Raw genomic sequence first — 1,011 nt, 5'->3', positions numbered from 1 at the left:
GAGCAAAACGGGAAGAACCGTCGGCACGCAAAGTAGCAGTCAAGTTGTAACGCCCTTTGAAAGTGTAGTTTACACGACCCAAATATGAGTTCAGTGCATTTCTTGCACCGTCGGTAGTGGGAGCCAAAAGACCTTCGCTGGCTTGCAAATTGTGATAAGTAAGCGTTTCGTTCGAGAATCGGGTAGAGGAAACAACCGTGCGCTCCCAATAGCTCGTTTGGGTGGTATAACCGGCCAAAATATCAATATAATGGTCGTTGTGGAGCTGTTTGGTGTAATTCAAGGTGTATTCCGACAACCATGACGTGGTACGTTTGTTTCCTATGGAGCCATACCCTTTTGCCAAAAAACCGGCGGCAGAAGTAGAGGGACCGAAGAAATTCTGAGTAGTATTATTCAGATTAGTACCGGCACTGATTTTCGCTTTTAATTCGGGAATAATCGTCCAAGTGGTGAAGAAACTACCCAGCAAGGTATTTTGCGTACTTTGCGAAACCGTGTTGTAAAGGTCGGAAACCGCATTAACGGTGCGGTCGCCATACCGCAAGTCGCCTTTTTCGTGGATGTTGTTGTAGTTGTAGGTACCATCGGCGTTGTAGATAGGCACTGTTTGCGGAATCAGTATCACATAACTCAACGAATTGGATGCGCTGCCGGTTTCAATACCTGCATAGTCAGCCAACCCGTTTTGTGTGAGGTTACCCGCATTAGCCGTCATCCCGATGGTCAAATTGCTAAACAAGTCACGTTCAAAATTGAAACGTCCGGTATAGCGTTGGAAATCGGTATTGACAATGATACCCGCTTGGTCGGTGAAATTACCGGCCACCAGGTAACGTGTCTTCTCGTCGCCACCGCTGATGGTCAGCTGATGCGATTGAGAAGCGGCTGTATGCAAAGCGGCATCTTGCCAGTTTGTTCCTTTGCCCAAAGCATCCAACTGCGCATCAGTCCATCCGTAATATTCCCCTTTATCAAACTCCGTAACCTGATAAATTTCCTTGTTCAATC

The 1,011-nt window shown here is 47.0% G+C and carries 1 pseudogene; it reads right to left on the bottom strand.

The features are described from left to right. Window positions 1-1,011 (bottom strand): annotated as a pseudogene (locus tag ASC50_RS01225) (SusC/RagA family TonB-linked outer membrane protein); the annotation flags it as partial.

It is taken from the genome of Candidatus Symbiothrix dinenymphae (assembly GCF_001431085.1).
Note: the sequence above shows the minus strand (reverse complement) of the source record. Positions and strands in the feature narration are given on the sequence as shown.